This window comes from Rhizobium sp. NRK18, from assembly GCF_024385575.1.
Taxonomy (GTDB): Bacteria; Pseudomonadota; Alphaproteobacteria; order Rhizobiales; family Rhizobiaceae; genus JANFMV01.
This window is the reverse complement of record NZ_JANFMV010000001.1, coordinates 985,417-1,008,486: the sequence shown is the minus strand read 5'-3', so window position 1 is coordinate 1,008,486 and position 23,070 is coordinate 985,417. Positions and strand designations below refer to the sequence as shown.

The 23,070-nt window shown below is 57.8% G+C and carries 21 protein-coding genes and 1 pseudogene; 9 read left to right on the top strand and 13 right to left on the bottom strand.

Annotation, left to right across the window (positions count from 1 at the left end):
• Positions 1-144: 144 nt before the first annotated feature.
• Entirely contained in the window at positions 145-804 is a 660-nt protein-coding gene (locus NN662_RS04650; RefSeq protein ID WP_261929136.1) for an RraA family protein, read from the bottom strand.
• Entirely contained in the window at positions 797-1,552 is a 756-nt protein-coding gene (locus tag NN662_RS04645) for a FadR/GntR family transcriptional regulator (protein ID WP_261929135.1), read from the bottom strand. Before NN662_RS04645 ends, NN662_RS04650 begins: the two co-directional genes overlap by 8 nt.
• Before the next feature lie 237 nt (positions 1,553-1,789).
• Between NN662_RS04645 and NN662_RS04640 the strand changes: the two genes are divergently transcribed.
• Genes NN662_RS04640 through NN662_RS04625 form a run of 4 tightly spaced genes read left to right on the top strand, consistent with a single transcriptional unit; the run spans position 1,790 to position 5,583 of the window.
• Positions 1,790-2,713, top strand: a complete 924-nt coding sequence (locus NN662_RS04640; protein ID WP_261929134.1) for a tripartite tricarboxylate transporter substrate binding protein — start codon at positions 1,790-1,792, stop codon at positions 2,711-2,713.
• 25 nt (positions 2,714-2,738) lie between these two features.
• Positions 2,739-3,209 carry a tripartite tricarboxylate transporter TctB family protein gene (locus tag NN662_RS04635; protein WP_261929133.1) on the top strand — a complete coding sequence of 157 codons (471 nt, stop codon included), beginning with the start codon at positions 2,739-2,741 and terminating at the stop codon, positions 3,207-3,209.
• Positions 3,209-4,768: a tripartite tricarboxylate transporter permease gene (locus NN662_RS04630; protein WP_261929132.1), complete on the top strand. Its 1,560-nt coding sequence runs from the start codon at positions 3,209-3,211 to the stop codon at positions 4,766-4,768. The genes NN662_RS04635 and NN662_RS04630 overlap by 1 nt, the downstream gene beginning before the upstream one ends.
• On the top strand, positions 4,765-5,583 hold the full coding sequence (locus NN662_RS04625; RefSeq protein WP_261929131.1) for an SDR family oxidoreductase: 819 nt from the start codon (positions 4,765-4,767) through the stop codon (positions 5,581-5,583). The genes NN662_RS04630 and NN662_RS04625 overlap by 4 nt, the downstream gene beginning before the upstream one ends.
• A gap of 126 nt (positions 5,584-5,709) precedes the next feature.
• Here NN662_RS04625 and NN662_RS04620 read toward each other — a convergent pair whose 3' ends face one another.
• The 5 genes from NN662_RS04620 to lsrA form a co-directional block, all read right to left on the bottom strand.
• Positions 5,710-6,960, bottom strand: coding sequence for a class II aldolase (locus tag NN662_RS04620; RefSeq protein ID WP_261929130.1), 1,251 nt, complete (start codon positions 6,958-6,960; stop codon positions 5,710-5,712).
• Between the two features lie 69 nt (positions 6,961-7,029).
• The gene (lsrB, locus tag NN662_RS04615) at positions 7,030-8,061 is read right to left on the bottom strand and encodes an autoinducer 2 ABC transporter substrate-binding protein LsrB (RefSeq protein WP_261929129.1); all 1,032 of its coding nucleotides are present in this window, start codon (positions 8,059-8,061) and stop codon (positions 7,030-7,032) included.
• Positions 8,062-8,075: 14 nt separating this feature from the next.
• On the bottom strand, positions 8,076-9,077 hold the full coding sequence (locus NN662_RS04610) for an ABC transporter permease subunit (protein ID WP_261929128.1): 1,002 nt from the start codon (positions 9,075-9,077) through the stop codon (positions 8,076-8,078).
• Entirely contained in the window at positions 9,074-10,108 is a 1,035-nt protein-coding gene (locus NN662_RS04605) for an ABC transporter permease subunit (RefSeq protein ID WP_261929127.1), read from the bottom strand. Before NN662_RS04605 ends, NN662_RS04610 begins: the two co-directional genes overlap by 4 nt.
• Positions 10,101-11,603 carry an autoinducer 2 ABC transporter ATP-binding protein LsrA gene (gene lsrA / locus NN662_RS04600; protein ID WP_261929126.1) on the bottom strand — a complete coding sequence of 501 codons (1,503 nt, stop codon included), beginning with the start codon at positions 11,601-11,603 and terminating at the stop codon, positions 10,101-10,103. Before lsrA ends, NN662_RS04605 begins: the two co-directional genes overlap by 8 nt.
• A gap of 239 nt (positions 11,604-11,842) precedes the next feature.
• Between lsrA and NN662_RS04595 the strand changes: the two genes are divergently transcribed.
• The 3 genes from NN662_RS04595 to NN662_RS04585 are packed head-to-tail and all read left to right on the top strand — an operon-like array spanning position 11,843 to position 14,707.
• The gene (locus NN662_RS04595) at positions 11,843-12,790 is read left to right on the top strand and encodes a sugar-binding transcriptional regulator (RefSeq protein WP_261929125.1); all 948 of its coding nucleotides are present in this window, start codon (positions 11,843-11,845) and stop codon (positions 12,788-12,790) included.
• 5 nt (positions 12,791-12,795) lie between these two features.
• The gene (gene lsrK / locus NN662_RS04590; RefSeq protein ID WP_261929124.1) at positions 12,796-14,364 is read left to right on the top strand and encodes an autoinducer-2 kinase; all 1,569 of its coding nucleotides are present in this window, start codon (positions 12,796-12,798) and stop codon (positions 14,362-14,364) included.
• A gap of 43 nt (positions 14,365-14,407) precedes the next feature.
• Entirely contained in the window at positions 14,408-14,707 is a 300-nt protein-coding gene (locus NN662_RS04585) for an antibiotic biosynthesis monooxygenase (RefSeq protein ID WP_261929123.1), read from the top strand.
• 171 nt (positions 14,708-14,878) lie between these two features.
• Here the strand turns inward: NN662_RS04585 and NN662_RS04580 are convergent.
• The 6 genes and pseudogenes from NN662_RS04580 to NN662_RS04555 form a co-directional block, all read right to left on the bottom strand.
• Positions 14,879-15,235: pseudogene (locus NN662_RS04580) on the bottom strand (LysR substrate-binding domain-containing protein); the annotation flags it as partial.
• Between the two features lie 148 nt (positions 15,236-15,383).
• Positions 15,384-16,145, bottom strand: coding sequence for an SDR family NAD(P)-dependent oxidoreductase (locus NN662_RS04575; protein ID WP_261929122.1), 762 nt, complete (start codon positions 16,143-16,145; stop codon positions 15,384-15,386).
• Positions 16,142-16,969, bottom strand: a complete 828-nt coding sequence (locus tag NN662_RS04570) for an ABC transporter permease (protein WP_261929121.1) — start codon at positions 16,967-16,969, stop codon at positions 16,142-16,144. The genes NN662_RS04575 and NN662_RS04570 overlap by 4 nt, the downstream gene beginning before the upstream one ends.
• Positions 16,969-17,835 carry an ABC transporter permease gene (locus NN662_RS04565; protein WP_261929120.1) on the bottom strand — a complete coding sequence of 289 codons (867 nt, stop codon included), beginning with the start codon at positions 17,833-17,835 and terminating at the stop codon, positions 16,969-16,971. The genes NN662_RS04570 and NN662_RS04565 overlap by 1 nt, the downstream gene beginning before the upstream one ends.
• Before the next feature lie 69 nt (positions 17,836-17,904).
• Positions 17,905-19,065 carry a spermidine/putrescine ABC transporter substrate-binding protein gene (locus tag NN662_RS04560; protein ID WP_261931861.1) on the bottom strand — a complete coding sequence of 387 codons (1,161 nt, stop codon included), beginning with the start codon at positions 19,063-19,065 and terminating at the stop codon, positions 17,905-17,907.
• A 31-nt stretch (positions 19,066-19,096) separates the two neighbouring features.
• On the bottom strand, positions 19,097-20,185 hold the full coding sequence (locus NN662_RS04555; protein ID WP_261929119.1) for an ABC transporter ATP-binding protein: 1,089 nt from the start codon (positions 20,183-20,185) through the stop codon (positions 19,097-19,099).
• A 183-nt stretch (positions 20,186-20,368) separates the two neighbouring features.
• Between NN662_RS04555 and NN662_RS04550 the strand changes: the two genes are divergently transcribed.
• Both NN662_RS04550 and NN662_RS04545 read left to right on the top strand, forming a co-directional pair.
• Complete coding sequence (locus NN662_RS04550; protein ID WP_261929118.1) at positions 20,369-21,190, top strand: helix-turn-helix domain-containing protein; 822 nt, start codon at positions 20,369-20,371, stop codon at positions 21,188-21,190.
• Positions 21,191-21,779: 589 nt separating this feature from the next.
• Entirely contained in the window at positions 21,780-23,069 is a 1,290-nt protein-coding gene (locus NN662_RS04545; RefSeq protein WP_261929117.1) for a tyrosine-type recombinase/integrase, read from the top strand.
• Position 23,070: the final 1 nt, after the last annotated feature.

Sequence of the window (23,070 nt, the reverse complement as noted above, 5' to 3'; positions counted from 1 at the left end):
GGGGAAAGCTGTGGCGGCGTTATAGCGAATCGCGGCTGTGATGCGCATTCATCGTCTATCACGCTCCAAGGTACGTTATTTCCACGATGCCGGGCTTCCGTCTCCCGAACTGCGCTCGCACGAAGCCCGGGAAACAGCGACGCCTCAGGTCGGCCAGACCGACTGCAGCTTCTCGCCGGCAAGGATACGGTCGCGGGCAGCAGCCTCGTACTTCCCGAGAAGGTCGGCTTGGTCGGCAACTTCCTTGACGCGCTCTTTCGGAATGCAAACAACGCCGTCGATATCGCCGAAGATCACATCGCCGGGACGGATTGTAACGCGGCCGAACTTGACCGGTACCTGCGATTCCATCGGCTCCTTCTTGCCGGTCACACCGACGGGGCTCGGCTCCGTGCCGAACAGGGGGTAGCCGAGCTTGCGCACTTGAGCGAGATCGCGCACGCTGCTGTTGACGATGGTCGCCGCTGCGCCGCGTGTCTTTGCGCCTGAGCTCATCAGCTCTCCGGAGCAGGAACCGGGCGCACAGGAAGCGTCGCAGACGAGGATGCCGCCCTTGGGCGCGTTGTCGATCGCATTGTGATAGACGTCCTGCGGCTCGCCCTTGCGGTCGGACGGGCCAAACAGAACCGTCACTGCCGGCCCGCAGATCACGTCACCTTCTGCAAGTGCACCCAGGAGGCGAATGCCTTCAAGATGGCCCCATAGGCCGAGCGCCTCCATGCTGTCATGGATGTCGCCCGAGTACCACTTCTTCAGGCGCTCGATTGCCTCCCAGTCCACGTCAGAATAGTTGAAATCAGGCATTCCGTTTTTCCTCCTTGGTCGCCTTTTCTATGGCGATGCGCAGATAGTTGGCGCTGTTGTCGATCTGGGCCCGCACCAATGCCTTGGCGCCGGCTTCGTCACGGTCGCGGATCATGGCGTAGATCGCGGCGTGTTCGTCATAGGCTTCCGCCAATGATTTCGTTGGAACCCGGCTGGTCACCTGGATGACCTCACCGATCAGGCTCGCAAAATTGTCGTAGATGATGGACAGGATGCGGTTGCCCGCGGAGTGAACAAGGGCAAGATGAAAGGCTGCATCGGCTTCGACGAAGCCGGAAAAATCGGTCTCGTCACGGGCTTTGCGCATGCGGTCGAGATTATCTTTCACGGCTTGGGCGATCGGAGCGTCGCGCGAGCAGAGGATCTCTAGGATCTCCGTTTCTATCATCCGGCGCGCCACCATCAGCTGCTGCAGATATTCCGGTTCGCTTGCCAATCGCTGGCGCACGGTAACCGCAAGCGTATCGAGAAACTCGTTGACGTCCTTGCGCACGACCGTGGTGCGCTCGCCATGCCGGCGCATCACCAGCCCCTTGGTCTCCAGCGTCTGGATTGCTTCGCGCACGGCCCGGGTCGAAACGCCAAATTCCTTGGCGATGGCGCTTTCAGATTCAAGTTTGTCGCCGATTTTCAGGTCACCGTTCAGGATATTGGCTTCCAGCGCTGCTGCCACCGTGGTGTGCAGCCTGTCGCGCCGGGCAATCGTGACTGGTTCCGACTTGATCATTTGGTTCCCCGAATTTCTCGTTTCTGTTTTCAGTCTCGCGACAATCTTAGCGACCCGGTTGACGCGCTGCCAATCTTTCGCTTAGATTACTTATGACATAAGTCATATGTCAAGGGTGGCGAAAGTGGGAGGGCTATCGCTTCGCCATTTTGATCAGACGATCCAGGGAGGTAGGAAATGTCATTCTTAAACAAACTATTGCGTCGTTCCGTGCTGGGCGCCGCAGGATTCACGCTCATGCTGAGCGCAGGCTCGGCGATGGCCGAATGGCCGGAAAAAGCAGTCACAGTCATCGTGCCGTGGTCTGCCGGTGGAGGCACGGATGCCACTGCCCGCGCAGTCGCGGATGGCTTGCAGAAGAAGTTCGGCCAGCCATTCAATGTCGTGAACCGCACCGGCGGCGGCGGGCTTGTCGGTCACGCCGCGATCGCACAGGCAACGCCCGATGGCTACACACTAGGCGTCATCACCATCGAAAGCGCGATGTATGAAGCGCAGGGCCTGAAGGGCGTGACTCCGGACGATCTCGACTTCATCGGTCGCTTCAATGCTGATGCGATCGGAATCAATATTCGTACGGACGCACCCTATTCCGACGTGAAGGGCCTCATCGAAGCCGTCAAGGCGGATCCGGGCGGTATCGCGGCCTCAGGCGCCAATCGCGGTGGCCTATCGCATCTCGCCTGGGTCGGCCTTCTCCAGCAGCTCGGCATCGATCCGGTAGCAGCGAACTGGGTCGCGTCAGACGGCTCGGCGCCCGCGCTGCAGCAGTTGGCGTCCGGTGCGATCCAGGTGGTCTCGACCTCGCCTGCCGAAGCACGTTCGCTCGTTGAGGCCAATGAAGCCAAGACGGTCGCGCTGATTTCTTCCGAGCGTAGCGAGCTCTATCCCGATCTGCCGACCACGGATGAAGTCTTTGGCATCAAGTGGTCGCCGCTGCCGTTCCGCGGCCTCGCGGGTCCAAAGGGACTGCCCCAGGAAGTCGTCGAGAAGGTATCCGCGGCTCTCAAGGAAATCACCGAGGATGCGGAGTTCAAGAAGTTCATGTCTTCGCGAGGCTTCTCAGTCGCCTATCAGGATCCGGCGACCTTCGAAGCGACCGTCAAGGCCGCCCATGACGGTCTCGGTCAGACGATGAAGGCTGTCGGCCTGGCGCAGTAAGCGCTGACAACCAGACGAGGTCATTATGAAAATCAGTGAACGGCTGACCGGGCCTTGTCTGGTCGCATTCGGCGCCGGCGTCATCGCCGCCGCCACTCAATTGCCACAGGTGCCCGGTGTCCGATTCGGTGCTGACCTCATGCCTGAAATCACCGGCGTCGCGCTCATCATTCTGGGCGCGGCGATCGGATGGGCCGGATGGACCAAGCCATCGCAAGACCGCGTGGTCGATGTCAGCGAATGGGATGTTGTCTGGCGCAAGAAGGCCGCTGCTCTCTGGTCGGTGGGTGCGCTGATCGCATCGACCTTCCTTTTTCAATCGGTCGGCTTCCCGCTCCTCGGGCTCGCCTTCATGGCGACGCTGATGGCACTCATGGGTGCGAGGCCTCTCACGGTCGCCGTCGTCGCACCGGTCTTTGTGCTCGCCCTTTTCCTCGGCTTCACCAAGATCATGCATGTCGAACTGCCCGCCGGTCCGCTGGGAGGGCTGCTGTAATGTCCTATGAAACTCTTGAACAGGCCCTGGCGATGGTCATGGTGCCAGGCGTGCTGGTCCCAATACTCGCAGGTGCCGTCTACGGATTGTTCATCGGCGCCCTTCCAGGCCTCACGGCTACAATGGCGACGGCTTTGCTGGTGCCGCTCACTTTCTATATGGAGCCGCTTGCCGCCATCGCCCTGATCGTCTCATCCACTGCTATGGCAATCACTGCTGGCGACATTCCTGGCGCACTTCTGCGCATTCCTGGAACGCCGGCGTCGGCGGCCTACACGGAAGAGGCATACCAGATGACCCGGACCGGCAAATCCGGACAGGTCCTTTCGATCGGCTTTTTCTTTTCCGCAACCGGCGGACTGATCGGCGCGACAATACTTCTGATTACTGGGCCGGCGCTCGCACGTATATCGCTTAATTTTTCGAGCTTCGAATTCTTCTGGCTTGCCTTGCTGGGCCTGATGACCTGCGCACTGGTGAGCAGCAATGATCCTGCCAAGGGTGCGGTGTCGCTGGTGTTCGGATTGCTGATCTCGACCGTTGGGCTCGACGTCACCACCGGTCAGCCGCGTTTCACCTTCGGCATACTGGAACTGACCGGCGGCGTCAGCTTCATCCCGGTCATGATCGGCATGTTTGCCTTTTCCGAACTGCTGCGCGGCTTTTCGGCACTGGAACGTGAGCAACCACCTGCGCCAAAGGTCGGTGACGTCAAACCCTATCGCGGCATGTTCAGGCTTCTCGCCACCTATCCCTGGAGCGTGGTGCGCGGCACTTCACTTGGTTCTGCGATCGGCGCGCTTCCCGGTGTCGGCGGTGATCTTGCTGCCTGGATCGCCTACGGCATGAGCAAGCGCTTTTCCAAGACGCCGGAAAAATATGGAACCGGCCACCCCGAAGGTCTGATCGAGGCGACTTCATCCAACAATGCCGGCCTGTCCAGTGCCTGGATCCCGGCGCTCGTCTTCGGCATCCCCGGCGATGCGGTGACGGCGATTGCGGTCGGGGTCTTGTTCATGAAGGGCGTTTCGCCGGGACCGCGGCTCTTTGCCGAAAACCCGACCATGCCGACGGCAATCATCATGACCTTCTTCGTCGCCAACCTGCTGCTGTTTCCACTCGGCTATTTCGCGATCAAGGCTGCCCGTCACGTGCTGTCGGTACCTCGTGCTGTCATCGTGCCGATGATCCTGCTTTGCTGCTTCGTCGGTTCCTATGCCGTCAACAACACGTTGTTTGACGTCTGGACCATGCTCATCGCCGGTGTCATCGGCTATCTCATGGAGCGCAACGGCTTCCCAATCGCCCCTGTCATCCTCGGACTCGTGCTAGGCCCGGTGCTGGAACGCAACTTCATCATGTCGATGCAGATTTCGCGCGGCAACCTGCTCGGCTTCTTCGAGCGACCCGTTGCCTGCGGACTTGGCGTCCTGGTCTGCGCGATCCTCAGTCTCGCAATCTATCGCACCTGGAGCCGACGCCGCAAACGCATTCGCGAAAGGCTTGGCATGGAGCATCCGATCGACCCGGCCCATTCAACAAAAGGAAATTCCCCATGAAGAACGCATTCTCTGTCAAGGATCGCGTGGCGATCGTCACCGGCGGTCTCGGACAGCTCGGCACCCAGTTCACTGTCACGCTGGCCGAGGCCGGCGCCAAGGTCGCGATCTACAGCCGCCGTCCTTTCTCCCGCGACCAGATCATGGAGAAATTCGGCCCGTTGGCCGACAATATCCGCGTTTACGAGGCAAGCGTTCGCGACAAAGAATCGCTCGCCAAGGCCACCGACCAGTTGATCGCGAACTGGGGTGTCCCGCATATTCTGATCAACAATGCCGGCATCGACAGCAAGCCCAACGGCGACGCTGACCAGAACGCACCTTTTGAGCAGTATCCGCAGAAATATTGGGATGAGATCATCGACACCAATCTGACCGGCGTCATGCTCACAACCCAGGTGGTGGGAACCAAGATGGCCGAAGCCGGCCGCGGCTCGATCATCATGGTCGGCTCCATGTATGGCATGGTCTCGCCCAATCAGGCACTCTACGCCTACCGCGAAGCGCGCGATGGCAAGCCCTTCATCAAGGCGATCTCCTACGCCGCATCGAAATCAGGGCTTCTCAACATGACCCGCTATCTCGCCACCTATTGGGCAAAAAAGGGTGTGCGGGTGAACCTCGTCACTTTCGGTGGCGTCAAGACCGGTTCCTTCGACAAGGAATTCATCGACGCCTTCCTCGAACGAGTTCCAATGGGTCGCCAGGCGGAGATCGAGGAATTCGGCCCGATCGTCCAGTTCCTCGGCTCAGATGCCTCAAGCTACATGACCGGCGCCAACCTCGTGCTGGATGGCGGCTTCACCTCCTGGTAGCATCAGACCAACTTCATTCGAGCCGTCTCTTGATGAATGAGACGGCTCGTCTCGCAGTCTAAACGGGAACGATGACAGAGCCAGGCAGCAACGGTGATCTCTCATCGTGACACGATAGCCCTGAAGTTATCTGCCGACATTGAGTTTGGCCTGCTCGAGGGACCAGTATTCCATGTCGAAGAGATCTGCTTCCGCAATTGGCGTGTAACGACCATAGGCTTCTGCGGCATTGATTGCGCGGGTGGCCTGCTCGCAAAGGTCGCCACCAATCTTGGCGGCCTTTGCACTCGTTCCAAGCGAGACTATCCCGTCACCTTTGACCAGGACGACACGCGGATACGGATCAAGCATTGTCTTGGGCTCGGCCGCTCGCGCCGCATTGCGGTCGAAATAGGCTCGATAGCGCTCTTTGTAGTCCTCCAAGGCAGATGCGATCTTGTCCTTGTCAAACCCCGGCTCAACGATCAGGGGCCAGGGCTTGATGCGGATGACGTGGTCCGGAGTCACTGTGCCACGCGATGAAATAGCCGCGACCTCGGCCTTGGAAGCATGTTCCCGTATCGCTGGTGTGGAGCGATAATCCATGCAAAGGTCAGTCGCAAAGGGGGAACCGTTCCTCCTGAGGACAGCCTCGAGATTGGCGAGAAAGGCGGGGTCGGCCGCTCCATCACTTTCCTGTGGCGCAGCGATACTGACACCATTTTCGGCAAGTTCACGTTCCGCCATGGTCACGAATTCGATCATCAGTTCGTAAGAGGCCCTAGCCGTGTCGGCGAAGGTAAAAAGGCCATGATTTTCAAGCCACAAGCCTTCACAGCCCGGATTTGCGCGATAGACCTTGTCACCCTCGATGGAGAGATCAAAGCCCGGCATGACATAGGGCACAAAGGCGACCCGGTCTCCGTAGATGCGCTGGACCGCCGACTTCATATCCGGTTGGTCGGCAAGCGCGAGAATGGCTGTCGCATGCGTATGGTCTACAAATCTGAATGGCAGAAAAGCATGTAGCAACGCTTCAACAGAAGGATTGGGTGAGGACGGATCGAGCAGGTTTTTCCTGAGCAAGGCCACCATGTCCGGATCGCTGAGCTTTTCTCCATCGCGCACGGCCAGCAGGGGCTTCAGCCAGACTGCCGGCAGGCCCGGAGCTTCGATCGTATCGAGATCCCAGCCACTACCCTTGATGTGGATTATGTCGGCCCCGCTTTCGCCAGAAAGCTTGACCGAGGTATTGCCGCCACCGTGAAGAACGAGATCTGGATCTCCGCCAATGATGCGCGAGGTATAGACCCGCAATCCAAGGTCGGGATCCTGCCCGGCAGCTACCGCCGCTTCCATATAGGTCCTTGCATCATCGTCATTCCAGCGGCTTTGCATAAGTAGATTCCTGTTTCTTGACTGAAAAAGCGGGCGGCCTACACCGCCCGCCTCTGTTTCGAACCTCGATCAGAAGTCGAAGTTGCCGATGTTGTCCTTGGTGAAAACCGTTCGTTCGGGCAGGAGAATGATGCCGTTATTGTCGGCTTCATAGTCGTAACCCTGCACCTTGTTCTGGGAGACCTCGACCGTGCCGATATTCGGAATGTCGAGCTTGTCACCGACCTTCATCGGGCCGTTCTTGAGCACATGGTCGGCCACATAGACGGCAATCTTGCCCTGCTGAGTGACGTCCCAGAGGCCAAAGCGCTGGATCGTTCCGCGCTCGACATAAGGCCGCATGACATTCGGCGTGGAGAAGCCAACGATGGTGACGCCGTCGGCCCGCTTCAGGTTCTCCGCAGCCTGTGCGGCCGCCGGCAAAGCGTTGGCGTCAGGTGCGATGATCGCATCGAGATCCGGGTAGGTCTGCAGAATGCTCTCGGCGGTCTGCAAGGACTTCTGCGCATCGTTATAACCGTATTGCGTGGTAACAATTTCCCAGCCCGGATGCTCCTTGGCGATCTTCTCCTTGGCGGCGTTGGCCCAGGCATTCTGATCGGTCACTGTCGGGCTGGAATAGAAGAAGGCAACCTTTGCCTTTTCCTTCGTTACACCCTTTGCCGCCATGTCGACCAGCAGTCCTCCAAGCTGATCCGGCGTACCCTGGTTGATATAGTAGCTGCGGCATTCCGGATTGACGTCGCTGTCCCAGGTCATGACCAGCACACCTCGCGCCATTGCGCGCTTGAGTGCCGGGCAGAGCCCGTCTGGCGAGACCGACGAGACGATGATCGCCTTGTAGCCCTGGTTGACGTAGTTGTTGATGAACTGCACCTGACCGGAAACGCTGGGTTCAGTCGGCCCATCATAAGTTACCTGATCACCGAGCTCCTTGCCTGCAGCGACTGCTCCAGCCCCGCCACTGGTGAAAAAGCCGACGCCCACCAGCTTCGGAATGAATGCGATCTGCTCTCCAGCAGTGGCAGCGCCTGCCACGAGCATGGAGCCTGCGACCAATGCCGCACCAAGCATGCTCTTCTTGAAAATCTTGCTTTCCATTGTCTTTCTCCTCCTTAAGAAGCTGATGCCCGGCTTGCGTTTTGCTGCCGGGAGACAGCGATGAAATCGGCAAGCATTGCAGTCCCGTGACGCAATGCGACCGCTATGACCAGCAACCCTCCCGAAAGCGCGCTGGAAATCTGGCTGGGGACACCGACGGCCTGCAGTCCCTGCTGCAGATAGCCGATGACAAAAGTGGCAATCAGGGTGCCGATAATGGACCCCTGTCCGCCATAAATGGATGCACCACCGAGCACGGCGGCGGTAACAGCCGGCAACAGTGTTGCTGAACCGAGGTCAACACGGGCGGAACCAAAATAGGCCGAGAGAGCGAGGCCCGCGATCGCGGCGCAAACGCCTGTAATGACGTAGGTTATCGTCTGGACACGCGTAACCGGTATACCCGCAAAGCGCGCGGCGCTTTCCGATTGGCCGGTCAAGAACACTGAACGACCAAACCGGGTAAAATGCAGGAGCACGACGAGTACTGCGGCAAGCAGCAGGAAGAGCCACGACGGAGCGGGAATGCCGATCATCTCGGCATAGCCGAACGCATTGAAGGCGTCCGGAAAATTGCCGATCCCCTCATATCCGCCTGCGCCGACAAGGCCGGACACGACCGTCGCAGCGCCCTGGAAAAGGTAGAGACTTCCCAATGTCACGACGAGTGGCTGGATCTTCGATAGATGAATGACAGCCGCGTTCAACAGCCCGCAAAGGCCACCGACGATCAGGGCGAGCGAAATCGATACCGGTAGGGGCATGCCATAGAAATTGGCAATGCCGAAGACGATTGCGGCAAAGCCGATGACGGACGCGAAGGAGACATCGATGCCGCCGGCGATGATGACCAGGGTCAGTGGCAGCGCGACAATGCCAATCTGGACGAAGTCTGAAATCCCGTAGATCAGGTTCGACAGGTTGAGAAAGCGCGGATTGAGGATGCCGAAAACGCCAAGCTCCACAACGAGCATCAAGACAAGTGCGCTTTCCCAGCGAAAGATGAACTTCTTCATTGGCTTGCCTCCGCATTCCTGGAAGTCGTCGAACTTGTTACCGTTGTCGGCTGCATGCGCTCATGAATGGCGTAACGCTTGGCACGGATGCGGCGACCCACCAAAAGCCGGATGCGTCCATCGAGAAGGATCACGGAGAGCAGGATCGCGCCGGCTATAAAGTCGTTCCAGTAGGCCGGGATTTTCAGGAAGACGAGCGCGCTATCGATCGAAGTCAGGAAGATGACGGCGGAAATTACGCCGCCGACAGAACCTGTGCCTCCGAGCAGACTCACACCGCCGAGGACATTGACAGCAATTGCCTTGAGCTCGATCCCGTTTCCGGCCTGGTTGGGAATGAAGCCGATCTGGGCAGCGAAGGTGAGCCCGGCCAGCGCGGCACAAACCCCGGTGATCACGAAGGCGGCGAATTGAACCAGGCGCACCGGGATGCCGAGATGGTGCGCGGCGGCCCGATTGTCGCCAACGGCGTAGAAGGATCGACCGAAGCGCGTCGCACGCAGCATGATCCAGACAAGGGCGAGCATGATGAAGACTACGAGCGTCAGCATCGAAACTCCGAAACCAGAATTGGCGGCCAGCCCCTTCAGTCCCTGCGGTAACTCCTCGATCCATTTGCCGCCGGTCATTGCCAACATGATGCCGCGATATAGGCCGAGCGTTCCCAGCGTGGCGACAATCGACGGGATGCCCAGATAGGCGACGAGCACCCCATTGATGGCCCCTGCGAGAATTCCTGTGGCGAGGCAGAGCGCGATGGCCAGCGGTAGGCTTGCGCCGGCTGTCAGGCTGAGGCCGAGCACTGCTGCCGAAACCCCGAGCACCGAGCCGCTCGACACATCGATGTTGCGGGTGATGATCACAACCATGGTTCCAAGAGAAATCAGCATGAGAACCAGGCTGTTAGACAACACGACCGAAGCCGTTGCCGTAGACAGGTATCCGGGCGCAATGGCCCCTGCTCCAAGCGACACCAAAAGGAGCACGACAAGCAGTGTGAGGACACGATTGCGCGCAAACAAATCAACCATGTGCTGCCTCCCCGGCACCAAAGGCCAATCTAGCGATCGCATCGACAGCAATTCCGGATCTTATCTCGCCGGCGACACGCCCGAAGGCCATAACCTGCACACGATCTGCCAGCGTCTCGATCTCGTCGAAGTCGGAAGAGATAAGGATGATCGCAACGCCTTCTGCCGCGAGCTTACGGATCAGGGCATAGATATCGTTGCGGGCTGCAACGTCGACGCCACGTGTCGGCTCGTCGAGTATCAAAACCTTCGGTTTGGCTGTTAGACATTTAGCCAACAGAACCTTCTGCTGATTGCCACCGGAAAGGCCGCGCGCCTGCTGGCCAGGACCGGTACAAACAATCCCCATGCTCGACCGGTACGTATCGAACGATCGACGCTCCCTTGCCGGGTTCAGAAAGAACGGCAGTCTGTGAAGAAGATAGGATGAGGCATTCCAGAACAGAGGCGCGTCCAGAAACAGGCCGTGCTGTTGACGATCTTCCGGCAGATAGACCAATCCCTGGTCGACGGAACGTCTTGGCGTCCGGCGGGAAAAATCGGCACCCTCGAGAGTGACCGTCCCCCGCGATTGCCGCCGCAACCCAAATAGCGTTTCTGCAAGCTCTGTGCGCCCGGCACCAACGACACCGGCCAGGCCGAGAATCTCGCCGGCATGAGCGTCCAGGTCAACGTCGGCAAACCCTTCGCCGCTGAGGTTTCGGACGGAAAGGCGTGCCCGCCCAATATGTGAAATGGCCTTCTGATTTCGAAGTGCTGCATCCTGACCGGATACATCCACACGGCTCATCGCATCGACAATCTCGGCATCCGTAAATTTCTCGAGCGGACCGGACAGAACAATCGCTCCATCGCGAAGGACGCTGATCGTGCCGCAGATTTCCCGAATTTCGCGAAGCTTGTGGGAGATGAAAAATATTCCGACCCCCTGTGCCTGAAGCTTGCGAACCCGATCAAACAGAGCCCGGGTTTCGAACGGCGTTAACGCGGAGGTAGGTTCGTCGAGGATCAGAACCTTTGCATCGCGGACCATGCCACGAAGGATTTCGATGATTTGACGCTCGGCGATTTCAAGGCCCGCCGCCTCGCTATCCAGGTCCAACGACACGGATAGTTCGTTGATCAGCTGTTTGACACGATAGCGCATGCTTCGGGCCGACGTCTGGAGCCCCAGACAGATGTTTTCCAGCACGGTCTGGTTCGGGAAGATATGCGCTTCCTGCGGAACGAAATAGAGGCCGAGCTTTTGCGCTGCCGCCGGCGAGGCGACCGCCAGCGGTTTGCCATTGATTTCGATCGAACCGGAATTGGCGGGGATGACCCCCGACATCACCTTCATGAGACTGGATTTCCCGGCACCGTTGCCGCCGAGAAGCGCATGGACCTCACCGGCCTGAAGGGTCAGCGTCACGCCTTTCAGCACCGGCACGGCACCATAGGACTTCCAGATATCTGTCAGCTTCGCGGCCCTCCCGGCCACCGGCATCGCGGACATTCCTCACCCGTTCATATGTTTTCACTGAGCATCAGGTGATCATAGGCTTAAGGCTACGTCAATATGATCACTGAGCATCAAACTTCTAAATATCGCATATATTGCAACGCAATAAGATAATTGTAGTGCAATATCAATTGATTGTGCGATTCGATATTTTTTGATCCTTATCGTCCGTTGACGGATCAAATGTTTTTAAGATATTCAAATGTTCACAACGAGGCTGAAGGGAAGCAGCAATGGGCGTGGAAAGCGGCGAATGGAGCTACGCGGATACGGATGAGGAAATCCTCACCCGTATTGCCTGGTACTATTACAATGATGGCCTGACCCAGAACGAAATCGGCGAAAAGCTCAACATGTCGCGCATCAAGGTGTCGCGCCTTCTGGAAAGCGGTCGACGCTCGGGCATCATTCAGGTTCGCATCAACTCCCGCTATCAGGGCTGCCTTTCGCTCGAACGAGAAATCAAGGAACGATACGGCCTTCTGGAAGCGTATGTCGTGCCGAAATTACCGGACCAGGACCCAAGCGATCGGCTCGGTCAGGCAGCCGCGCAGTTCCTGATGCAGCGCCTTCAACCCGGCGATCTGCTTGCCGTCGGTTGGGGCGAGACCGTTTCCAATACAATCCAGAGACTGGGGCACGTAGCCAATGAACGCAATATCGGCCTGGTCAGCCTGACGGGGGGTGTCAGCACCTATGTCGACGGGATGCGCACGGCCAATTGGGGCAGCAGCGTCCATCTTGTCCCCGCCCCGCTCGTTGTTCGCGACCCTTCAGTTGCAGCCAATCTGATGCACGAGCCTGCCGTCGCCAATCTTCTCGATATGGCGCTGAACGCCTCCTATCAACTGGTCGGTATCGGCGAGATCTCGTCATCGTCGACTGTCGTGAAGGCTGGCTACGTTTCCCCAGACGAGGTTGAGCCGCTGCGTCGCAAGGGAGCCGTCGGCGACATTCTTTGCCAATTCTTCAATGATCGCGGAGAGGTCCTGGATCTGCCGTTCCACGACCGGGTCATCGGCGTCAAGCTTGCCGGACTGTCACGTGCTGAAAAGGTCGTGGCGGCGGCCGGCGGACTTCACAAGGTGCAGGCCATACATGCGGCACTTCGTGGCCGTTTTGCCGGCATTCTGATTACAGACGAAACGACGGCCGACGGCCTAATGAACGTCAAGGATTGATCATTATGACGGCATCGCGACCGTATCTTTTGGCAATCGATGCCGGCACCGGCAGCGGACGAGCCGTCATCTTCAATCGCAACGGTCAACAGATCGCAAGCGCGCAACATGAATGGTGGCACAAGCCCGACCCGCGATTTGAAGGATCGATGGACTTCGATGTCGACGGCAATTGGGGACTTTTGTCAAATGCCATTCGAGCGGCAATCGGCAAGGCTGGCATTTCGCCATCGGATATTGTTGCCGTCAGCGCAACGAGCATGCGCGAGGCCTTCGTTCTCTATGATGCGGACGGCAAGGAAATCTGGGCCTGCGCCAATGTCGACAGCCGGGCAGGCAGGGAAGTTGGTGATCTCAAACGTGAACTGCCCGATCTCGAAGCGGCACTCTACGCACAATCAGGGCAAACATTTGCGCTGGGGGCACTGCCCCGCCTCCTGTGGTTGAAGCGTAACCTGCCCGACATTTACGAACGCATGCACCGTATCGCCATGCTTTCGGACTGGGTTTTGGCGCGCCTGTCCGGCGTCATTGCCAGCGATCCATCGAATGCAGGCACGAGCGGGCTTTTCGATCTCGAAAGCCGAAACTGGTTGCCAAGTGCGATGGGCCGCGCCGGCCTGAAGGATGACATCTTTCCCGACTGCGTCGAGACAGGAACGGTGATCGGGCGCGTCACTCCAAAGGCGGCCGAAGAGACCGGCCTTGCCGCAGGTACTCTGGTGGTCATGGGCGGTGGCGATTGCCAGATCGGCACCGCCGGAACCGGCCTCGTCAAGGAAGGCGATTGCGCCGTACTTGGAGGAACCTTCTGGCAGCAGATCGTCAATGTCTCGCCAAAGGTTACCGACACCGCGATGGATCTGCGCATCAATCCGCATGTCGTGCCGGGCCTCAACCAGGCAGAAGCCATCAGCTTCTTTGTCGGCATCGTCATGCGCTGGTTTCGTGACAGCTTCGGTGCCGAGGAGGTTGCAGCCGCCGGCCGCGATGGTGATCCCTACACGCTCCTAGAACAAAAGGCAGCAGAGGTTCCTCCTGGCGCCTATGGCATCATTCCGATTTTCTCCGACGTCATGCATTACGGCAAATGGTATCATGCAGCGCCTTCCCTTCTGAACCTGTCGATCGATCCGCAGAAATCCGGAAAGGCGGCAATATTCAGGGCACTGCAAGAAAATGCGGCGATCGTCGCTGCCCGCAATCTTTCAAACATATTCGCGCTTTCCGGCAAGACACCGGACAAGATCGTGTTCGCGGCCGGAGCGTCCAAGTCGGCGCACTGGGCGCAGATCCTTTCAAGCGCTACAGGCCTTCCGGTGGTCACACCGGTCGTCAAGGAGGCAACGGCCTTCGGATGCGCGGCGGCGGCAGCCGTCGGCGCTGGCCTTTATCCAGGCCTGGCGGACGCCGCAAACGACTGGATTCGCTGGGACAGACGGTTCGAGCCGATCGCAGATCACAAACTGGTCTATGACGAGGCTGGCGAACGCTGGGCTCGCGCCTATCAGCTCCAGCGCCAACTCGTCGATGAAGGTGTGACCACTGCCATGTGGAAAGCGCCCGGCCTCTAATCTCTCTCGATCCGATTTCAAATCAAAATGCAGGAACAAAAATATGCTTATTCAGATGGTCAGTATTGCAGTCAAGGAAGGCCACACCGCGGAATTTCTAGAAGCCTTCCGCATCAATTACGAAGGCACGCGACAGGAACCCGGCAACCTGCGCTTCGACGTATTGCGTGATCCCTCGGACGAAAACAGCTTTCTGATCTACGAGGTCTTCAAATCGGAAGAAGCGCTCGATGAGCATCGCAAGACCGCCCACTACAAGGAATGTGTTCGCCTGATCGATCCGATCCTTGCCCGGCCAAGGACCAAGACCTTCTACAATGCGGAGATGGCAGACTTTCTCTGAATCGTCGAGGATCGATGCCGCCTCCATGGGGCGATCGTTGGACAGTGCCGACAATTCCCACCCATCGGAGGTAGCATGATCACATGAGGAGGTATTCGCCCTTCTGTTCGCAAAAACTCCTGCCAACCGTGTCTGCAAGAGCCTGAACATTTTAATGCCAGACAACATCGATTAGCGATACGAGCGAGCGGGGCGCGAGGCTAGCCTGAGGAACACCAACAAGACGCTGGGCCGGCGGACCACCGGCCCCGCCGGGTCATCCTTCGACCAGGCAACTCCAAGCTCGATCCGACGATCGATCCCCCTCACCTTCTTCAGCTCGAATGTACAGTTGGGAAGATCGAGAACCCATTCTGGTGCAAAACTCACACCAAGACCCGCTGACACAAGCTCGATCCCCGAGAAGGTGTCGTCAGAGCTGTAGGCGATGTAGCCTGAAAGATCATGTTCCTCTAAGAGTTCGGAAAAATACCACTCCGTATAAGATAGATTGTTCCCGGCAAACGCGATGATCTTCTGATCGCGCAGATGCAGTCTTGTAACGCTACAGTGCCGTTGCGGATAGTCACCCCCCTCGCTTTATGGGCGAACGGCTGATATGGGCCCGCCACTGGCTTTCCTCCTTCGTCGCCTGGCACGTCACGCATGAAGTCAGAAACGGCTTGCGGCGCCGAGATTATTTGACGGTTTCACCGCCATCGACAACCAGGATCTGACCGGTCAGATAGGAGGATCGATCGGAAACGAGAAACAGGATCGGCTCAGCGATTTCCGAGACATCCGCCCATCGGCCCAAGGGCACTTGTTGGGCGACATAGGCTTCGATCGCGTCACGGCCGCCCATCTGACGTATAAACGGCTCGTTGAACGGGGTATCGACCCAACCTGGGCACAGGGCGTTCACACGTATACCGAACCGGGCATAGTCTCCCGCCATCTGACGTGTCATCGCGATTACCGCATGTTTGGTGGTCGTATAAGCAATCATTCCGCGGTCATAAAGAACGCCGGATGATGAGGAAGTGTTGAGAATGACTCCCTTCCCAGCCTCCTTCATGTGAGGCACCACTTGGCGCGACATCATGAAGTGCGCACGGACATTGAGGTCCCAGGACTTGTCGAAACCCTCTACCGCTACCTGTTCAAGATCACCGGCAACCTGTGCCCCTGCGTGGTTGTGTAATATGTCGATCCGGCCGTGCCGCTTCACAATATCCGCGACGGCGTCCACAACAGCATTGTCATCTGTCACATCAAGAACCCGCGCTTCGGCCGACCCGCCCTCGCCCATGATCAGATCAACGGTTTCCCTGGCCCCTGCCTCAGAGATGTCCGCGACTATGACATGCGCGCCCTCTTTCGCGATTATCCGCGCACCTGCCCGGCCGATGCCTGAACCAGAACCCGTGACAATTGCCATGCGGTCTTTCAGTATCATGGTGTTTCCTCTTTTGTGTTTTTGCTTTTGTCCCGCATCAGAAAACGAGCGGTCAGGATCAGGACGAGCGAGGCAACAAGCACCATCGTCGCAATCGCATTGATCTCCGGCGTGACGCCCCGCCGGATCGAGGCAAAGATGTAGATCGGCAAGGTGGTGTTCGCGCCCGCGACGAAGAAGGCGATGATGAAATCGTCGAAGGAAAACGTGAAGGCGAGCAAAAAGCCGGCCAGAACCGACGGCATGATCTGTGGCAGCACGATCTCGCGAAAGGTCGTGAGCGGCGACGCGTAGAGATCGCTGGAGGCCTCGACGATATCCCGTCCAAGGCCTGCAATACGCGCTTTGACGACCATTGTCACAAGCGCCATGGTGAAAAGCCCATGGGCGGCGATGATAGATCCGTAGCCAAGCGCAAGCCTGGGCGGATGTTCGCCGGGCCAGATTGCAGCGATTGCCGGATTGAGGATACCGAAGAGGGCAACGAGCGAAACCAGTGTCGCAATACCGATGACGACCCCGGGAACCACGATCGCAGCGGCGAGCAATCCATCGAAGAGAGCCCGCATCCTCGGTCCCAGGCGTTCAAGACCAAGGGCTGCCATCGTCCCGAAAGCCGCCGCCAGAAGCGCACTCGTAAAGGCGATGATGAGGCTGTTTTCCAACGCTCCCATGAGAAGGCTGTTTTCCAGCGTCTTGCCATACCATGCGACGGAAAAGCCCGAAAACTGAGTGGCATTGCGACCGGCATTGAAGGAGAAGATCACGACGAGCGCGATCGGCGTATAGAGAAACAGATAGACGGCAACGACCAGAGTTCGCATTAGACGAGGTCCACTTGACGAGTGCCGGCAATCCGCCAAGCGATGCGATTTGCAATCAACAGCACGATGACGACAACCGCGACAAGGGAAACAGCGATCGCAGAGCCGAATGGCCAATTGCGCGATTGCAGAAAGAGATCGACGAGTGCATTGCCGATGAAGAAGACCTTTCCGCCTCCGAGAAGCTGCGGGATCAGATATTCGCCGAGGAGCAGAATGGTCACCAGGGCCACCCCGGTCATGACGCCTGGCAGGGAGAGCGGCACCGTCACGCGGAAGAACGTGCCGACGGGCTTGGCGCCAAGGTCGGCTGAGGCCTCCAGAAGCCGGCGGTCAAGCTTTTCAAGACTGACATAGATCGGCATGATCATCAGCGGCAGATATCCATAGACGATGCCCAGAAGCACAGCGCCCGGCGTATTGATCAGCCGCAGATTTTCGATGCCGATCAATTCGAAAAGATGCGGAATACCGCGCGCACCGAGAATGTACATCCAGGCATAGGTGCGAACCAGCAGACTGGTCCAGAACGGCACCACGATGAGGGACACCAACAGCAAGCGATGGCGGGGCTTCACCTTCACGGCAAGGTAATAGGCGACAGGATATGCGACCAGAAGACAGGTGAAAGCGCCGACGGGCGCCAGTACGAGCGTGTTGACAAAGGCCGCCGATCTCGCACCGAGATTTGCAAACTGCTCAAGTGTGAAAGCAGGCTGATAGCCGCCCGCAGGACCGCGCTCGCCAACAGAAAAGACGAGGATGGCAATAAAGGGCAGCACCAGGAACAGAAACAGCCAAAGTCCCGCGGGCCCTATGAGCAGGGCCGTGATCAGCTTTCTTTTTGTATCGGGTTTGACCGCCATCGCACTGCCTGGATCTATCGCGTGATATTCCGCCCCGCCGCCTTAGGAGACGGGGCGAAGGCTTTCAGATCAGGCTGACTTGAAACGCGCCATCAACTCGGCACGGCCTGGATCGGTGAGTGTTACGGCAGCCCCGAATTCGAGCGGAGTGAGAGCAGCCTCATCCGGATAGACGATTTTGTTCGAGGTAATCTCTGCCGGCAGAAGCGCAATCACCCGACTGTCGGTCGTTGGTGCACCATTGGCGATGTGTTCCTTGACCGCATTGGCCGGGTCCATCAGGTAGTTCAGCAGCGCATAGCCCGCCGCCTTGTTGGGTGCATCCTTGGGGATGGCGTAATAGTCCGTCCAGATCTCTCCGCCATCTGTGCCGAGGACATAGGCAATTTCCGGCATGTCCCGATTGAGCTGGGCACCGTCGTTGGTCCAGCACATCGTGATCCATGCATCCGTAGAACGCATGGACGGCTGATAGTCGGAATTGATCGCAAAGAGGTGCGGCTTGACCTTGATCAGCAGCTCTTCTGCCTTGGCGAGATCGTCCGCCGCGATAGAGTTGAAATCGAGGCCAAGGGATACGAGAGCACTGCCTATCGTCGTCAGCTGGTAGTCATGCACCATGCCACGACCATCTGCTTCCGTTTGGATGATCTCGAAGAAATCCTTCCAGCTCGAAAGCTTCGTTTTGATCTTGTCGGTATTGACCGAAAAGCCGGTTGTTCCCCAATTCTTCGGCACGGCGTAGGTCTTGCCGTCAATCTGGCCCTCTTTGGTGAAACGCGGATTTTCGGCCGAACTGCTGAAGTTCGGCAACCTGGACATATCAAGTTCATCGATCAGGCCGAGTTTCTGGTAGGTCGAGATCGTGTAGTTGGTCGGCACGAACAACGACCAGCCTGAAGCGCCAGCCTGCAGCTTGGCGAGCATCTCCTCGTTTGAACCGAAAACATTGACATCGACCGTGACGCCGGTCGCAGCCTTGAAATTCTCGAAGGTTGCCGGATCATGGTAGTTCGGCCATGTCGCGATCGACATCTGGCTTCCAAGATCTTCGGCATATGCCGGCGTTGTCAGGGCGCCCGGGACGCGGGACATGACGGCCGTCGCAAGACCTAGGCCGGTAACGCCAAGAAAATACCGGCGGCTGACGGATCCGCGCTTCAAGCGCATAAACTCGTCCATGAAGCCTTTCGGAGTAATGGGCAGATTGTCCTTGTAATCCTTGCTCATGCTAATGTTCCCCTGTTCTGGTTTCTTCATGCTAAAGATTAAAGATGTGCGCGGCCGTCGGCTCGAACCCCAGGAAAACGCGGTCTCCCGGCGCGGCAAGCTCTTCTGCGCCGGCATCGTGGCGGTCCGCCGTGACAAGAAATTCGCCAATCCCCCGGACAGAAACCGCGTACTCGGCAGACGATCCCAGGAATATGCGGTGGGTGACCGTCCCTTCGAGCGATGGACCAACGGCCATGGGTGAGCGCTGGAGCCGCATCGCTTCCGGGCGAACCGCGACCGTTACCTTCCCTGGTTCAATCCGCTTATCCCGACCGACGGCGAGCGCGTTGCCGTTTGCGAGCCGAACCGTCATCCCATCGCCCTCAGCGACCGCTTCAATCCGGTTTGTCTTCCCCACGAAATCCGCGACGAAGAGGTCGGCCGGATGGTCATACACCTCCTTGGGTGAACCGAGCTGTCGGATGCGTCCGGCACTCATCACGCAGACGAAGTCCGCCATGGAAAGCGCTTCTTCCTGATCGTGAGTTACGAGGACGAAGGTAATACCGAGCTCGCGCTGCAAGGTCTGCAATTCGATCTGCATGGCCGTGCGCAGCTTCTTGTCGAGAGCGGCGAGAGGTTCGTCGAGCAACAGCACGGATGGCCGGTTTACGATAGCCCTCGCAAGCGCAACGCGCTGCTGCTGACCGCCTGACATCTCGTGAATACGGCGCTTGGCAAAGCCGTCAAGCCGAACCATCGCCAGCGCTTCCGCCACGCGACGCCAGATTTCCGCTTTCTCGATCTTGGGGCGCATCTGTCGAAGCCCGTAAGCGACGTTCTGTTCGACGTTGAAGTGCGGAAACAACGCATAGTGCTGGAAGACCATGTTGACCGGACGGTTATAGGCCGGAATGCCATTCATCTCCCGGCCGTCGATCAGGATCGTTCCTTCGCTCGGCTGCTCGAAGCCACCAATCATCCTCAGACAAGTGGTCTTGCCGCAGCCGGACGGGCCGAGCATGGCCATGAACGCGCCTTTCGGCACAATAAGATCGATGTCGGTTACGGCTGTCACAGAACCATAGTTCTTGGTGACCGAACGGAACTCGATGTCGTTCGATGAAGCAGATGTCATGTCTGTTCCCCGTGGCCTTACGATTTGGCAATCTCTTGCTGCCTATGCCACCGTTGTTAAAGGAAGACTAAGCTCGCTGCTTCTGGAAGGCATATACCCCGAAAGAGGTATTTTTCTCATAATCGCTTTGAGGAAGGTATATACCAGTACAGAATTGGTCGGGGGCAGAAGGAGGTGGGCGTCGTGGCTATCGATTACGAAGCACTCTTTCGCGCATTTCAATCGATCGTCGGGAGAGAGACGATGACCGATGACGAGATCGGATCCACATTCAAGGATCTGATGTCGGCGCTCGTTCACTTCGATCACGTCGTGGTCTTCGCCTACAGGGGCAAGGAACGTCCGATCGACCTCTTCCGCACATTCGACCCGGATGAGAATGTCGTCTTCGTGACCCTGTACCAGGCGGGCCCTTACCTTCTGGATCCCTTCTATCATACGGCAGTCGAGCGACTGGAAGGAGTTTTCCGGATGCGCGAGCTGGCACCCGACCGATTTTTCTCGAGTGAATATTACCGGACTTATTACATTCAGACCGGACTTGCCGAAGAAATCGGGTTTTTTGTCCCGCTCCCTGAGGAGATTACCGTGGTCCTCTCGTTGATGCGCAAGCAAGACAGCGGCCCATTTCTAGCGAAGGAATTCGCACTGTTGAAGGGCGCAGAGAAGACGGTTGCGAAATTCGTACGCCGCTACTGGGGCAGTCTCGCTCCAAGGTTCGAAGTGCAACGCCAGTCTGGCGCCAACTTGGGCAAGAGAGGCAGCAAGGGAGAGATCGAAGAACAGGCCGGCGACGCGGTTTGGCGGGAACTCAACCTGACAAATCGCGAGACGGCAATCGTTGACCTTGTCCTGCGTGGTCATTCGTCAGAGTCCATCGGACTCAAACTGAACATTTCCACCGGCACGGTGAAGGTTCACCGGCGCAACGTCTATCGCAAGCTCAACATATCGTCGCAGACACAGTTGCTGTCCATATACCTGAAGATGCTCAACCGGCACTAGGCGCGAGGACACTGCAACAGTGCAGAACGGTCGAACCCATGCCCAGCCATTATTCTTCATGCTGATTGGAGGTGCGCGATCTCATTCCGCAAGTTGATGGCCCGGGCTCTGAGTTCGCGGTGATGATAGGATGAACTATTGTCGCAGGCCATATGAAAGAGAGGGGCGCCGGGATCATAAATGGAGACGAGACGCTGGCCGTGCCGACTGCAGCAGGAAGCATGCCGCACTAATGCCAACCAGGATAAGGCCAACCAGATGAGGAGCAATGCTACCTCTTGAGCTACCTGGTACCTGATGCGTAGGCCTGCCTGAACGCAAAAACCGCCCCTAGCGAGGAGCGGTTATGTATTTATTCTGGATTGGTTGCGGGGGCAGGATTTGAACCTGCGGCCTTCAGGTTATGAGTTTAGCGACCTGACATTCCCATACTGCGTCAGCCTGGGTCAAGCAGTCTCATTCCGCGACCTAACCAACTGTATTCATTTACTTTTCAGAACATCGCTGCTTTCCTTGATTCACTTCGGCATCCCTCCGCCGGAGGGGTTGTCGCCCATTCCGCCGCCCAAAATCACGTAAAGGAGCAATAATGCGTACCCAACATCTCACTGACAAAAGCATTACAAGTCTTGCCTTCGCGGCCAGTTCCAAAGCCCGATACGAAATCAACGACGCCACCGTATCGAGCCTCTATATCCGGGTCGGGACCAAAACGAAGACCTTCTTTATGATGGCCCGGTTCGGCAAGGAGAGTAACCCCTCCCGACGTACAATAGGAAACTACCCGAGCATCAAAGTTGCGGACGCGCGCCGCATAGCGGGTGAATGGATGGAGCTTCTCGCAGCAGGTACAGATCCCGGAGTCGAGGAGGCAAAGCGTAGAGAACTGGAGATACAACGACGGAGAAGTACATTTGCCTCAGCCATGGAAGACTACATTGCATACCTCCCGACACGGGAAAGAAGCAGAGCTACCGTCCAGGAGGTGGCATTTATCCGCAGCAATATCCTGAACCCCGAGCGTAATCGGTGGATGCACGAGCCAATCTGGTCCGTCACCGACAAGAATGTCAGCGAACTTGTCGAAGCGATACGGGCTCGCGGGGCGAGTGCACAGGCATATCGATGCCTCAAGCTCCTTAGGACGTTCTTCTCTTGGACGATGCTGCCGAGCCGACGCGAAGCCCTGTCATTGGATCGTAATCCGATCCACGAATTAACCCCCCGCCTGATGAAACTCCGAAAGAAGTCCCGCTCGCGCCACTTCGAATTTCTCGAGATCAAGGCTTTCCTCAGAACAGCAGCGTCGTTCCCCTATCCTTATGGTCCCTTTACAAGGTCGCTGATCGAGACCGGACAACGCGATGGAGAGGTAGCCACGATGCGATGGTCCAACGTTGATCTCGACAGACAGCTATGGACCATACCGGCCGGAACCGCGAAGCCTGAAGACGACCATCATGTTCCGCTATCTGAAGCGATGGTCCGCCTGCTACGTACAGTCAAGTCCGCACAGGAGGGATGGGGCGACTACGTGTTCAGCGCATCACATGGTCAGAGACCGATCCGCAACATCAGCAGACACAAGACGTCATTCCATCGCAAATTCGTCGAGACCTTCCGAGAGCTTGCACCCGAGCGAGTGCTCCGGAACTGGAGGTGGCACGACGTAAGACGCACCGTACGCACACAGCTTGAGCCGATAGTTTCGCGCACAGAAGTGGCCGAGGCCGCAATAGGTCACGGCAAGATGGGTATCGAGCGCGTGTACAACCTCTACAAGTACCGTCGCGAAATTAGGGCAGCCTTCAACGTATGGTCGGACACCCTCCGAAAGATGGAAGAAGGAAGTCTTTCCTTCGAAGCTTGGGAGCATTGAC